Raw genomic sequence first — 13748 nt, 5'->3', positions numbered from 1 at the left:
TGTCATCCTCGTTCGCCTCCCTCAGGATCAAGCACCATCGTCGCCGGCGCGAGTGTGACGGGCGCGCGGTGGGTTTCGAGAACGCCGGTCTTGTGTCGGCGGACCAGCCAGTAATACGAGCCTCCGGCCAGCAGCATCGCGGCCGTCGCCAGAGGGGCGCTGTAACGACGAGCCGGGTCGGTCCCGTAGATCTCGGTGCGGGGCCAGGACAGGTTCACGATGACGAAGATGCCCCAGGCCACGGCCACCAGATTGACGGGCAAGCCCCACCGGCCCATCGAGAACGCGTCGGAGAAGTGGTGCGGGTGGGCGCCCCGGTATGCCTTGCGCAGCCGCCGAGAGAGCAAGGGGGCGGTCACCATCAGGTACGCGAGGTTCGCCCAGACGATCGCCACCGAGGCCATCACCTCGATGACCTGCGGGTAGTTGACGTTGACCACCAGCATCAGGATGGCGCAGGCCCCCAGGAAGACGGCCGGCCAGGTGGGTGTGCGGGACGTCTCGGAGATGTGGGCGAGCGTCTCGGAGAACGGCAGGTTGTTGTCCCTCGCCATCGCGAACATCAGCCGGACGGCCGCGGCATGGACGGTCAGGGTGCAGACGGTGATCGCCACGACCAGCAGGCAGAGCAAGGGGCGGCCGAGCCGGTCGCCCAGGACCTGCTTGATCACGTACGGCATCCCGCCGCTGACCAGGCCCAGTTGCGGGTCGGCCGGATTCTCGACGGCGCAGAGGGCGGTGACGATCAGCAGGGCCCCGACGAGCCCGACCGAACCCAGGGCCAGCAAGATGGCCCGAGGGGCGCGCCGCCTGGGGTTGTCGGTCTCCTCGGCGAGCGAGCCGGCGGTGTCGAAGCCGTACATGACGTAGGTCGCCGGCAAGGCCGCCGCCAGGAACGCCCCCAGGATGCCGAGCGACCGCCCCTCGCCCAGGCCCTCGACATTCAGGACGATGGCAGGACCGCGCCGGGCCGCGAACGCCATCAGGCCGACCAGCAAAATCGCCCCGACGATCTCGGCGAAGACGCCCGCGTTGTTGATCCGGGACAGCAGCCGGACGCCGACCGAATTGACGACCGTGCTGAAGACGATCAGGATGCAGCCGAGCAGCACGGCATTCTTCGCGGCGTCATCGGGATTGGCCGCCGAGCCGATGATCTGGAACCCGGGCCAGAGCTGGGGCAGCGTGATCTGGAGCGCCAGGGCCACCGCCGCCAGCGTGATCCCCGAGCAGGCGAGGTAGACCCAGCCGGCCATCCAGCCGACACCCGCCGACCCGATGTGCTTCGACCACTGGTAGACGCCCCCGGACAGGGGATACCGCGCCGCCAGCTCGGCGAAGCAGAGGGCCACCATGAATTGGCCGAAGAAGACCGCCGGCCAGGTCCAGAAGAAGGCCGGCCCGCCCGCGGCGTAGCCCATGTAGAAGAGCTGCGGCAGGCCGGTCAGGATTGACAGATACGAGAAGCCAACGGCGAACGAGGAGAAGCTCCCCAGGGTCCGGTCGAGCTTCTGCCGGTACCCGAAGCCGGCCAGTTCGTGGGTGTCTTCGGTGGGTGCCTCCTGAGACACGCGGCAGATCCTCGTCATCAGGCCAATCGGGGGGGGAGACAAACGATGAACGTCCGGCGAAAGAACGGTAATGTTTTAGCATAGAGCGTCCGGGATTGCGCGACCTGTTGTCAACGCAACTCGCCTTTCCTCCGGGACCTCCCATGCCCGGTCCCACCCCGAGGGGCCGTTTCGACGGGGAATGTCCCCTCCCCGGCCCTCGGGGAACGGAGGGCGATCGCCGACGAGCGGCTCGCCTCCGCACCGTCCCGGGTCGGAGCGGGCCGGGGCCTGCCGCTCGTCGAGGATTTCCTCAATGAACTTTGAGGAGTCAAACGCGCCCAGCTTGCGTCGCGGGGGGCCGCCTTATACGATCAATGGAGGCGTCGCGTCTCAGGCGTTCGATGGACCCATGTGATTGGGTGACGTTGGCATGCCGCACCTGTGGGTGCTGTTGAAATGCTGGCTCCTGTTCCGGATCGTGGCTTGCCCGTGCCTGAGCGGGGAAAGCTTCCACGATTGGTCGTCGCTTGCCTTCTACCGCTGGGCGGGGGCGGCCACCATCCCCTCGGATGATCTGTCCGACCCCTTCTCGGTCCCCGACCTCGGCCCCTGTATCTGCGACGGGGCCCCCACCTCGACCTGTTCCCCCTGCCTGGTCGTCGATCGATCCGGCGAGCCGCTCGACGAGTGGGCGATGCCCCTGACCCGATCCGTCGATCGGCCGGACATCGAGCTGGACGCTCGGCTGGTTCTCGCGACGCGACAGCGCGATGTTCTCGCGGTGCGCGCGGTGCTCCAGAACTTCCGCTGCTAGAACGCGGTCCCCTCCTTTCCGCTCGCGAACCGAGGCGTCATTCCTCGATGCCCCTGGTCCGCGAACGTCGGGTACCCCCCTGCCCTTCCAACCCTCGGGTGCGGCGTGTCGAGTCGCGAACGGGAGGCCCTGCGCCTCGCGTTCGGCGTCGGCGGTCGAGCCACCCGTCCCCCCTCAACCGATCTCCGGCCCCGAATAGGACACGATCCCATGAGTCGCCTCTTCTCGTGGCTTGGCAATCTGATTGCCTACGCCGTGATCGCCGTCATCTTGCTGGCGGTCCTCCGCCCGGATCTGGTGGAAATCCCGAGCCTCTCGAGTCTGGCGGAGGAGCATGAGCCCGAGGCCGGGGAATCGGCCGATCGGGCGGTGATCGAACCCACCGGGGCGCAGGAAGACGCCCCCGGGCCGGGCCCGGCCAACGAGGGCGACTCCGGGGTTCGCCTTGCCCCGGTTCGGCTCAGGAACCCGGAGGTCGCCCAGCGGATCGGGCTGCGAACCGCCCCGGCCGAGCGCCGGACGCTCGTCGAACGGGTCGAGGGGAATGCCGAGACCCAATACAACGGCCAGCGGTATGCCGAGATCGTCCCCCGGGTCTCCTGCGTGGTGCGGGAAGTCCTCGTGGACCGGGGGGCTCGATGTCGGCCCGGCGATCGCCTGGCCGTGGTGGATTCGGCCGAGGTCGGCACGGCGAAGGCCACCTACCTCTCCGCTCGGGCGATGGCCGAGCTGGCCGAGGCGACCCTGGAGCGGACCATCACCCTCTCGGCCAGCGACGCCCTCCCGAAGGCCCGGGAGCTGGAAGCCCGGGCCACCCTGAACACCGCGCGGGCCGACCTGCTCGGGGCCTCGCAGCGGCTCCGCAATTTCGGCTTCTCCGACGACGATCTCGAGGCGATCACCGCCGAGAACGACACCTCCTCGCTGCTCGACGTGGTGGCGCCGATCGAGGGGACGCTCGTCGACCTGCACGCCGTGATCGGCGAGGCCCTGGAGCCGAGGACCGTGATGTTCCTCCTCACGGACCTCTCGACGCTCTGGGTCTGGATCGACGTGCCGGAAGCCGAATTCAGCCGGGTCGGCGCCGGGCAACCGGTGACGTTCGACACGAAGGTCGGGGCCGAGCCCCCCGCCGAGGGGACCGTCGAGTGGGTCGATTCCTCGGTCGATCCGGTCACGCGCACCGTCCGGGTGCTCGCCACCCTGGGCAATCCCGAGGGGCGGCTGCGGGCCAATCAGTTCGGCTGGGGCTCGATCGCCGTGGCCGAGCCCCGGGAATCGGTCGTGATCCCGAGAGAGGCGGTGCAGGTGGTCACCCCCGGCACGACGGTCGTCTTCCTCGACCAGTCCGACGGAAGCTATCTGCCTCGTCGCGTCGAGGTCCGCCAGATCCGCGAGCCGGGAATGATTGAAGTCGTGCGGGGCCTGGAAGCGGGAGACCCGGTCGTCACCACGGGGGCCTTCTTCCTGATGTCGGAGATGCGCCGGGCCGAGCTGGCGGGCGACTGACCGGAATTCCCCTTCGAATCGGCCTTCTTTGTCGGGAACATTTCGCATGCTCAATGCGCTGATCAACGCGAGTCTGAATAACCGCTTCCTCATCCTGATGATGACCCTGATCCTCGTGCTCGTGGGGGTGAACGCGGCGTTGAAGCTGCCGCTCGACGCGTTCCCGGACACGACGCCGAATCAGGTGCAGATCAACACCGTGGCCCCTGCCCTGTCTCCCGGGCAGATGGAGCTGCTGGTGACTTACCCGGTCGAACTCTCGCTCGGCGGGCTCAAGGGGTTGCAAGAGGTCCGATCGGTCTCGAAGTTCGGGCTCTCGCAGGTGGTGGCGATCTTCGACGACGCGACCAACATCTACTTCGCCCGCCAGCAGATCTCGGAACGCCTGTCCGGCCTGCAATTGCCGGAGGGGATCGACCCTCCCGAGATGGGGCCGGTGGCCACCGGCCTGGGCGAGATTTACCACTATTATCTCAAGAGCCAGGTGCATGATCTGACCGAGCTGCGCACGCTGCACGACTGGGTCGTCCGCCCTCGCCTGATGCGCGTTGCCGGGATCGCCGAGATCAACACGCTCGGCGGCCTGGCCAAGCAATATGAGGTCCAACTCGACCCGTCGCTGCTGGCCAAATACAACCTGACCTTCGACGACATCTCGCAGACGCTCCGGGAGAACAACCAGAACGTCGGCGGCGGCCCGGTGGATCAGGGCGGCCAGCTCGCGCTGATCCAGGGGGTCGGCCTGGTGCAATCGACCGAGGATATCGCCGACCTGGTCATCACCTCGGTCGGAGGGGTGCCGATCCGGATCCGGGACGTGTCCGACGTGACCATCGGCCACGCCATTCGCCGGGGAGGCACCACGGCCGAGGGCCAGGGAGAGGTCGTGCTCGGCCTCGCCTTCATGCGGATGGGAGAAAATTCGAGAGACGTGAGCCTGGCCATCGATGCCGCGATGGAGGAGGTCCGCCGTCTCCTGCCCGAGGGGGTCGAGGTGGTGGTCGTGTACCGGCGGACGGATCTGATCAACCGGGTCTTGCACACGGTCGAGGCGAACCTGTTCGAGGGGGCGGTCCTCGTCATCGCCGTCCTGTTCGCGTTCCTCGGCAACCTGAGGGCCGGGCTGATCGTGGCCTCGGCGATCCCGCTGTCGATGATCTTCGCGCTGTCGATGATGGAGCGGGTCGGGATCGCCGGCAGCCTGATGAGCCTCGGCGCGATCGACTTCGGCCTGGTGGTCGACAGCTCGGTGGTGATGGTCGAGAACTGCGTCCGACGGCTCTCGGAGGACCGCACGAGCCGCTCGAAGACGGAGATCGTCCGCCAGGCGGCCATCGAGGTCCGCAAGCCCACCATGTTCGGCGAGCTGATCATCATCATCGTCTATCTGCCGATCCTGACCCTCGAAGGGGTCGAGGGGAAGATGTTCCGGCCGATGGCCCTGACCGTGGTCTTCGCGCTCGTCGGCTCGATGATCCTCTCCCTGACCCTGATGCCGGTCCTGGCCTCGCTCGGCCTCTCGAAGGGGAAGGAAGAGAAGGAGACGATCCTCGACCGGATCGCGCTGTGGGTCTACCGGCCGATCCTCCGCGTGTCGATGAAGAACCGGCTGAAGACCCTGCTGCTCGCCGTGACTATGATGGCGGTCATGATCCGGCTGGCGACGGGGCTCGGTTCCGAGTTCATCCCCCGCCTCGGCGAGGGGGCGATCGTCTTCAACACCGTCCGCCTGGCGAGCGTCAGTTACGAGGAGTCGCAACGCTACGGCACCGAGCTGGAGCGGATCCTCCTGGAGGAGTTCCCGGACGAGATCGACCACCTCTGGACCCGGATCGGCACCGCCGAGGTCGCCACCGACCCGATGGGGCTGGAGCTGAGCGACGTCTTCGTCACGCTCCGGCCGAGAGACCGCTGGACCCGGGCGACCAGCCAGGAGGAGATCGTCAATCAAATGGCCGAGGTCGTCGAGCAACTGCCCGGCACCGAGGCCGTCTTCAGCCAGCCGATCGAGCAGCGGATCAACGAGATGATCGCGGGCATCCGCGCCGACCTCGGCGTCAAGCTGTTCGGCGACGACCTGGACGTGCTCCAGGACAAGGCCGGCGAGATCGCCCGGATCCTCGAAGACATCCCGGGCGCGGCCGACGTGAGCGTCGAGCAGGTGACCGGGCTGCCGGTGCTCCGGGTCGTGGTCGATCGATCGGCCCTGGCCCGGCACGGCGTCCCGGCCCGGGTGGTCCTCGACGCGGTCCGGGCCGCCGGCGGGATCCCGGTGGGTGAGATCTTCGCCGAGGAGGGGGGCCGCCGATTCCCGCTGGTCGTCCGGCTGCCCGAACGCTACCGCGACCACCCCGGAGCCTTGCAGGCGATCGTCATCCCGACCGCCTCGGGGGCCCGCATCCCCCTGTCCCGGCTCGTGCGGTTCGAGGAGACGATCGGCCCCTCGACGATTCAGCGCGACTGGGGACAGCGCCGGATCGTCGTCCAATCGAACGTCCGAGGGCGCGACCTCGGCTCGTTCGTCGCGGAGGCCCAGCGGCGGATCGAGGAGGAACTGACCTTGCCGACCGGCTACTCCATCGACTGGGGGGGCCAGTTCGAGAACCTGATCCGGGCGCGAAACCGGCTGTATCTGGTCGTCCCGCTGGCCCTGGGGCTCACGCTCAGCCTGCTGTACTTGACCTTCGGCTCGGCGCGAGACGCGGCCTTGATCTTCACAGGGGTGCTGTTCGCGTCCAGCGGCGGGGTCTTCGGGCTCTGGTCGCGCGAGATGCCCTTCACCATCTCGGCGGGGGTGGGATTCATCGCCCTCTCCGGGGCGTCGATGCTGATGGGCCTGGTGCTCGTCAACGCGATTCGCAATCGCATCGAGGCCGGGGTCCCCAAGGATCAGGCGATCCGAGAGGCGGCGCTGGAACGCCTTCGCCCGGTCCTGATGACCGGGACGGTCGCCGCGCTCGGGTTCCTGCCCATGGCGACCTCCGAGCGGTTCGGCGCCGAGGTCCAGCGCCCGCTGGCCACCGTGGTGGTCGCGGGGATGGGATTCAGCACCCTGACGACCATGATCGTGCTGCCGGTCCTGTACTCGATGTTCGGCCGGGGGCCTCGACACGACCCCCGCGACGATCGCGACGCGGCACCCGAGCCGATCGAAGGGCCGACGGCCGGCCCTTGAGCTGAGACGAGGCGAGCCTGCTCGGTTGCTCGTGCGGCCCTCGGGGATCGTCCTCCCCGGGGGCCACCGCTCACCCTGATGCGGCCGACCGTCACGGCAAGACGCGCTGGCCGACCGCCGTGTTCAGGGCGAGCATGCTCCGGCGGTGGCGGACCAGCAGGTCGCGCCAGCGACGGACCACGTCGTTGTACTCGCGCCGAACGTTGAGGTAGGCCACCGCGTCGATCTCTCCGCTCGAGAAGAGACGATCGGTCGATTCGAGGATCTGCCGGGCGGCCGGGAGCTGCTCGGCCTCGACGCGGCGCAAGACGTCCCGAGAGGTGTGGAACTCGCGCTCCGCCTGCCGCACCTCGACGACCACCTGCTGCACGACGGCATCGTACTCGGACCGGCTCTGCGAGAAGTTCACCCGGGCCCGCTGGATGTTCCCCTGGTTCCGGTTGAAGACCGGCAAGGGGATGGTGATGCCGAGGGCCCAGGAGGTGGCCCCCGGCAAATCAAAAGGAGAGTTGTCCTGATAGGTGAACGGTTGGTAGAGCAAGAAAACGTCGGACAACCGGTTGGCGACCTCCAGATCCACCTGGGCCTTGGCCCGATCGATCCCGAGCCGGTAGGCCAGCAGGTCGGGACGGGCGGCCAGGGCCAGGTCGGTCAGCTCCTCGATCGTGGGGGGGGCGGGGATCGGGTCGACGAGTTGCCCCTCGACCGGCATGGTCTCGGCCTCCGCCGGATGGATGGCCAGGAGCGACCCGAGGGTCCGCTTGGTGCGGCGGAGCGCCTCCTCGCTGTCGGCCAGGGCGATCTCGGCGTCGGTCTGCTGGATCCGGACGCGGTTGACGTCGGCCTCGGTCTGGAGCCCCTGTTCCTGGAGCGTCTGGGTCAGTTCGAGGACGCTCTCCAGCCCTCGCGCCCCGGCCTCGGCCAGGCGCACCGTCTCCCGGGCCGCGAGCACGTCGACGAAGGCGATGGAGAGGTTGTCGATCTCGCGTCGGACGGCATCCTGATACTGGGCCTCGATCACGCTGAGGACCCGGCTGGCGAACCGGATCCGAGCCCGGCGCTTGCCGGTGAGATCGAGCGGATACGAGATGTTCAGGTCGTACTGCGTCTGGCCCCCGGGCCGAGCGTCGGTGAACGGCTCATAGGGGATCATCTGCGCATCGGTGAAGAGGATCGGATTGGCCCGCAACCCGGCCGTGAGGACGTCGGCCTCGGCCTGGGGCAGCTCGAACGCCAGGGCTTGCAGGGTCGGGTTGACCTCGAGCAGGCGCTGGATGGCCTGGTCCAGGGTCAGGGCGTTCGGGTCGAACGGGGCGTCGGGGTCGGTGGGCAGCTCCAGGGGCCCGTAGAGCGGCATCTCCGCGATCGGCAGCTCCGGCAGCGGCAGCACGCGCTCCAGCCCCGGCGGCGCGAGGCTCGATTCCGGCGTGGTGATCGAGAAGGGGACGCGAGGCGTGCCGGGGCCCGGTCGGTTGCCGATCGTCCCCTGCAGGTCGGGCCGATCGGAGGGCATCTGCGTGGTCATCGAACCCGGAGCACGCCCGAGCGCCGACTCCTGCAACCCCTGACCGAAGGTGCTCGCCGGCGGATCGCCCGCCTGCTGGGACATCGCGGGAGACGATGCCGAGATCATCGCCAGGGCCAGCACGCCGGCCAGGTTGTTCGAGCGTCTGGTCATGAGATTTCCGATGGCAAACGCCACCCTCGGGTCGGGATGCCGATTGTGTGCTCGACCACGATCTTGCGGACGCAACAGGCGGGCCGGAGGTCACGGGCCCCCGCCGCTCCGAATCCGATTCTGTCTCCGCGCCGCAAACGCGCCAGGACCGGGCACGTTCCTGAGTGTCATACCGTAGTTTTCGGCAGGATCATCCCGACTCCTGCATCCCTTGCGCCGGGATTCCTCGCCCCCCCTCCTCGCGCCTTGAAGCAAGCGACCTGGCGGCACCGCGTTGCCGACGGATGCTGCGCAGGGCGAGGCGATCCCCCTCATCGGCGGGGCTTCTCGCGAGGAACCGCCTGCATCCTCCGGGCGATCCGGACCTCTGGACGCCGCGATCCCCACGCTGCCGAGCCGGATGGCGGCCTCGGCCGGGGGCCTCGATCACTTGAGTTGAGTGCCGGCGGTGGGAGTCGAACCCACACGGGGGTTCCCCCCCGGAGGATTTTAAGTCCTCTGCGTCTGCCATTCCGCCACGCCGGCCAGGGTGTCTGTGTTGGGGCGGGGTCGATCAGTCGAAGTATTCGTCCTCGGGGTGCCAGGCGGGGATCCCGAGCACGAGGGTCCGGACGCCGTCCGCGCTGCGGAGGCGGTGGCGGGTGTAGGGCTCGATGAGGATCAGCATGCCGGGTTCCACGGCGACGCGGTCGTCGTTCAGCTCCAGCTCGCCGGTCCCTTCGAGGATGTAATACAGCTCGGTGCAGCGGGCGTGATAATGCCGGGCCGAATCGGTGATGAAGGTCACGTGGAAGTTGGCGGGGGAGGCGTCCTCGAAGGTCAACAGGCGGGTGCTCTGGCCGCACGGGCAAGGGACCGTGGGGGCTTCGTCGAGGCGTCGGACGAGGTAGCCCGGGCCGGCCTGGGGGGGGACGGGGGTGTCCATCGCGGTGATCCGTCGCAAGGGAGATCGGGGCAGGACGAAGGGGGAGGGACACCGGCCGCCGACCGACCGACCGGGATGGGAGGAGGAGGGCCGAGCGCGGCTCTGCCTCCTCCTCGGCGATCGTCCGATCACTTGCCGGTCAGGACGGCATCCTTCAGGGCCTTCAGCGGGGTGACCTTCACGGTGTTCCGCTTGGGCTTGGCGGGGATGTCGATGATCTCGCCGGTCTGGGGGTTGCGACCCTTCTTGGCGGGCGTGGCCTTCTTCTCGGCCAGGCGGATCTTGAGCATGCCGGGCAGGACGAACTGCTTCGGGCCGCCTCGCTTGGTCAGCGAGACGCGGACCAATTCGTCGAGCTGCTCGAAGAAATTGGCCACGTCCTTCTTGGCCAGGCCGGTCTTCTCCGACATGGTCGTGTAGAGTTCGTTCTTGGTCATCGGCCGGGCCTTGGGCTTGGCCGAAGCGGCTTCCGCCTTCGCAGGCGCAGCCTTGGGGGCAGCTTTCTTCGCGGCCATGGGTCGCATCCCCTCCTGATCGATGTGCGAATATCCGTGTGGGAGCGCTCCTGGCGGCCCCGACCCGCAATGGGGAGGCTCGAACGACGCTCCTGCGGAACCAGATCGACGCTCTGGCCCGAAATATACAGGAAAAATTGCGATCTGACTGCGCCCCGGCAGTCTTTTTCGCGGGAATACCGCCTTTGGTCGACCCCGAAGGCGCTGGGACTCAGTCCCCGGAGGCCTTCGAGGTCCGCCTCCTGCGGTCGTTCGCCCCGTGCAGGACGCCGGTCTCGGGGTCGATGACGATCGAGTGGGCATCGCCCTGCAGGGCCGTCGATCGGACCCGGTGGCCCCGGCGGCGCAGGTCGTCGAGGGTCTCCGCGGGCCACGAGCGGCCTTCCACGGTGATCGCGTCGGGGAACCAGGCGTGGTGCGTCCGGGGGGCGTCGACCGCCTCGCGCGGCGATCGCCCGAATTCGAGGACGTTGAGCACGACCCAGAGCACGGTGTTCGGGATCGTCCGGCCGCCGGGCGACCCGGTGACGAGCCGGGGCTTGCCGTCCTTCAGGACGAGCGTCGGCGACATGGAGCTGAGCATCCGCTTGCCCGGGGCGATCCGGTTGGCGGGCGTCCCGATCAGGCCCGACGCGGAGGTGACGCCCGGGACGAGGTTGAAGTCCCCCATCTCGTTGTTGAGCAGGAACCCCGCCCCCGGCACGACGAACTTCGAGCCGTAGCCGAGCTCCAGCGTGTAGGTCAGCGCGACGGCGTTGCCGAAGCGGTCGACCACCGAGAGGTGCGTGGTGTCCGGGCCTTCGGCCAGGCCGCTGATGGGGAAATCGGCCAGGTCCTGGCTCGGGGTCGCTTCCGCCGTGATCGTCCCGGCCAGGTCGTCGGCGAGCGCCTGGGAGGTCAGCTCCTCGACCGGGACCTCGACGAAATCGGGGTCGGCGATCCGGGTCGCCCGGATGAAGAAGGCCCGCCGCATCGCCTCGGTGATGCGGTGGAGCGTCTCGGGGGCGTCGGGGCCGTCGGCGGCGAGGTCGAACCGCTCGAGGATCCTGAGCATCAAGGCCAGGACGATCCCCCCCGACGACGGCGGCCCCATGCCGTAGACCTCGAACCCCCGGAACCGGCCCCGGACCGGGGGACGCTCGACGGCCCGATACGATTCGAGATCCTCGGCGGTCATCACCCCCCGGCCGTCTTGCATGGCGGCGACGATCAGCTCGGCGGTCTTGCCCCCGTAGAACCCGTCGGGGCCCTTCTCGGCGATCCGGGCAAGGGTGGCGGCCAGGTCCGGCTGCCGCAGGCGGTCCCCTTCTCGCCAGGGGGTGCCGTCGGCCTTGCGGAAGGCCGCGACCGAGCTGGGGAAGTCGGCCAGGCGATCGACCCGGCCGCTGCCGTCGAGCAGGTCGGCCGCGCCGTCGTCGACGAACAACTGGGCGTTGAGCGACCGGGCGAGCGTTTCCGAGACCGGGAACCCGTCCTCGGCCAGGGCCACGGCCGGGCGGACCAGGTCGGCCCAGGGGAGGGAGCCGAACCGCTCGTGGGCGAGGGCCAGCCCCCGGACCGTCCCCGGCACGCCGGCGGCCCTCGGGCCGGCTCGGTAGCCCCGGACGGGACGGCCGCCCTCATCCAGATACATGCGCTCGGTGGACGCGAACGGGGCCCGCTCGCGGAAGTCGACGGTGATCACCTCCTCCTGCTCGGCCAGGTAGGCGACGATGAAGCCGCCGCCGCCGATGTTCCCCGCCGCCGGGTGGGTGACCGCCAGGGCAAACGCCGTGGCGATCGCCGCGTCGATCGCGTTGCCCCCCTTGCGCAGCACGTCGCGGCCCACGTCCGAGGCGTTCGCCTCCTGCGAGACGACGACATGCGACCGGAACTCATCGGCCCGGGCCGGCGCGACGGCCGTCAGCACGACCCCCAGGATCACGGTGATCGATCGGCGAAACGTCACGCGCCGGACCGCGAGGGGCTGGGCGTGGCGACCCTTCGGGCCGGGAACACGCCGGAAGGGCCGGGGGCCGGGGGCAAATCGCTGGGGCATCATGGCGAGGATTCTCCGAGGGCGAAGGTCGATCATCGGTCGAGCAGCGGGGTTCGCGTGAAAAAAAATGGCCGGGGCGGCCCGGATTGCCCCGAATCGGCGTTGACCGCAGGGGGATGGAGGCTATCGTAACGCCCGAAACGTGCCGGATCGCGGTCGGTGTTCCCCGGCGCGAGCAGTTCAAGGAGGGACGACATGGATGATCGGATCCGAGGAGGGCGGCTCGTTGCCTTCGCCGCCCTGATTTCCGCGAGTTTCGGCCTGGGCACCACCGCCGAGGCCCAGCAAGCAAACCAGGCTGCCGAGGCCAGGACGGCCCAGCCCCAGAACCAGGCGACGCTGGTCCCCCGGGCCGTGCCGGCGAACCCGAACGACCCGATCGCCGTCGTCAACGGCGAGATCATCTCTCGTCAGCGGCTGGCCGACGAGTGTGTCTCTCGTCACGGGCTGGAAGTCCTCGACACCCTGATCATGCGAAGCCTGCTCGACCAGGCGATCAAGAACCGGAACATGGCCGTCTCGGCCGCCGAGATCGACGCCGAGATCGACCGCGACGCCGCCCGGGCCGGCATCAACCGGGAGAACTTCCTCCGGGCCCTGGCCCGCGAGCGGAACGTCAGCCCCCGGCAATATGCCGAGTATATCGCCTTCCCCGGCGTCGCGCTCCGCAAGCTGGCCGAACCGCGCGTCCAGGTCACCGACGAGGACGTCGAGAAGGCCTTCGAGGCGTTCTACGGCGAGAAGCTCGTCGTCCGGATGATCCTGGTCGACACCCTCGCCAAGGCCAAGGACGTCTGGAACCGGGTCCGGGAGAATCCGGGAGGCTTCTCGAAGCTGGCCCAGGAGCTGTCGATGGACCAGGACTCCCGCGTGCTCGGCGGCCTGCTGGCCCAGCCGATCGCCCGGTTCGCCGACCCCCTGCACGTCTCCGAGGCCGCCTTCGCGCAGCTCGTCGACGGCGACCCGGAAGACAAGGACCCGTCCCACAAGCCCAAGGACGGCGACTACACCGGCCCGATTCAGGTGAACGAGACCGCCTGGGTCATCTTCCAGCGCGAACGGGTGGAAGAAGGCCAGGAGTACAACACCGACGACGAGAACCTCGTCGCCCAGGTGAAGACCTCGATCTTCGAGGCCAAGCTCCAGGCCGAGATGAAGACCGTGATGGAAGAGCTGTTCGTCCAGGCGGCCGTCGAGAACCACCTGACCGGCCAGGTCAAGCATTCCGGCGTCCAGGAGGCCGAGGTCGTCGTCAAGGACGAGGACGTGAGCCGGGCCCGCATGTCGAAGCCCGACGTCGACCTGCCTCCCTCGGGAGCCCAGGAGAAGCTCCGCGCCTTGCAGCAATCGCCGGCCGATGCCGAAGGGAACGTCGAACGCCCGGTCGGCGCCCCCGACGCCCCGGCGCTGCCGAGCACCGACGCGAACCCGGCCGGGCCGAAGTGATCGGCTCGAGTCGGCTCTGACCCCATCCGTCGGCGGGAAACAGAACGGGCGGCCCGAGACTCGATCGAGTCTCGGCGGTCTTGCGTCGCTTCGCC

Annotated in this window: 9 protein-coding genes and 1 tRNA gene; 4 read left to right on the top strand and 6 right to left on the bottom strand. The window is 68.8% G+C overall.

Annotation, left to right across the window (positions count from 1 at the left end; translation table 11 throughout):
- Positions 1 to 2: 2 nt before the first annotated feature.
- Positions 3 to 1571 carry an amino acid permease gene (locus AB1L88_RS21290; protein ID WP_367098713.1) on the bottom strand — a complete coding sequence of 523 codons (1569 nt, stop codon included), beginning with the start codon at positions 1569 to 1571 and terminating at the stop codon, positions 3 to 5.
- Between the two features lie 412 nt (positions 1572 to 1983).
- On the opposite strand from AB1L88_RS21290, the gene AB1L88_RS21285 reads away from it, so the two are divergent.
- The 3 genes from AB1L88_RS21285 (at position 1984) to AB1L88_RS21275 (ending at position 7051) form a co-directional block, all read left to right on the top strand.
- A complete protein-coding gene (locus tag AB1L88_RS21285) occupies positions 1984 to 2367 on the top strand; it encodes a hypothetical protein (RefSeq protein ID WP_367098712.1) in 384 nt (127 codons plus the stop codon).
- A 210-nt stretch (positions 2368 to 2577) separates the two neighbouring features.
- Positions 2578 to 3876 carry an efflux RND transporter periplasmic adaptor subunit gene (locus AB1L88_RS21280; protein ID WP_367098711.1) on the top strand — a complete coding sequence of 433 codons (1299 nt, stop codon included), beginning with the start codon at positions 2578 to 2580 and terminating at the stop codon, positions 3874 to 3876.
- 46 nt (positions 3877 to 3922) lie between these two features.
- Entirely contained in the window at positions 3923 to 7051 is a 3129-nt protein-coding gene (locus AB1L88_RS21275) for a CusA/CzcA family heavy metal efflux RND transporter (RefSeq protein WP_367098710.1), read from the top strand.
- A gap of 91 nt (positions 7052 to 7142) precedes the next feature.
- On the opposite strand, the gene AB1L88_RS21270 is transcribed toward AB1L88_RS21275, so the two are convergent.
- The 5 genes from AB1L88_RS21270 to ggt all read right to left on the bottom strand — a co-directional run bounded on the left by AB1L88_RS21270 (position 7143) and on the right by ggt (position 12210).
- The gene (locus AB1L88_RS21270; RefSeq protein WP_367098709.1) at positions 7143 to 8729 is read right to left on the bottom strand and encodes a TolC family protein; all 1587 of its coding nucleotides are present in this window, start codon (positions 8727 to 8729) and stop codon (positions 7143 to 7145) included.
- Positions 8730 to 9169: 440 nt separating this feature from the next.
- Positions 9170 to 9254: transfer RNA gene (locus tag AB1L88_RS21265), tRNA-Leu, on the bottom strand.
- Positions 9255 to 9282: 28 nt separating this feature from the next.
- Positions 9283 to 9654: a cupin domain-containing protein gene (locus tag AB1L88_RS21260; RefSeq protein WP_367098708.1), complete on the bottom strand. Its 372-nt coding sequence runs from the start codon at positions 9652 to 9654 to the stop codon at positions 9283 to 9285.
- A gap of 128 nt (positions 9655 to 9782) precedes the next feature.
- Positions 9783 to 10169: an HU family DNA-binding protein gene (locus AB1L88_RS21255; RefSeq protein WP_367098707.1), complete on the bottom strand. Its 387-nt coding sequence runs from the start codon at positions 10167 to 10169 to the stop codon at positions 9783 to 9785.
- A gap of 211 nt (positions 10170 to 10380) precedes the next feature.
- Positions 10381 to 12210, bottom strand: a complete 1830-nt coding sequence (gene ggt / locus AB1L88_RS21250) for a gamma-glutamyltransferase (RefSeq protein ID WP_367098706.1) — start codon at positions 12208 to 12210, stop codon at positions 10381 to 10383.
- A 192-nt stretch (positions 12211 to 12402) separates the two neighbouring features.
- Between ggt and AB1L88_RS21245 the strand changes: the two genes are divergently transcribed.
- The gene (locus tag AB1L88_RS21245) at positions 12403 to 13653 is read left to right on the top strand and encodes a parvulin peptidyl-prolyl isomerase (protein ID WP_367098705.1); all 1251 of its coding nucleotides are present in this window, start codon (positions 12403 to 12405) and stop codon (positions 13651 to 13653) included.
- Positions 13654 to 13748: the final 95 nt, after the last annotated feature.

This window comes from Tautonia sp. JC769, assembly GCF_040717455.1.
Classification (GTDB): Bacteria; Planctomycetota; Planctomycetia; order Isosphaerales; family Isosphaeraceae; genus Tautonia.
Note: the sequence above shows the minus strand (reverse complement) of the source record. Positions and strands in the feature narration are given on the sequence as shown.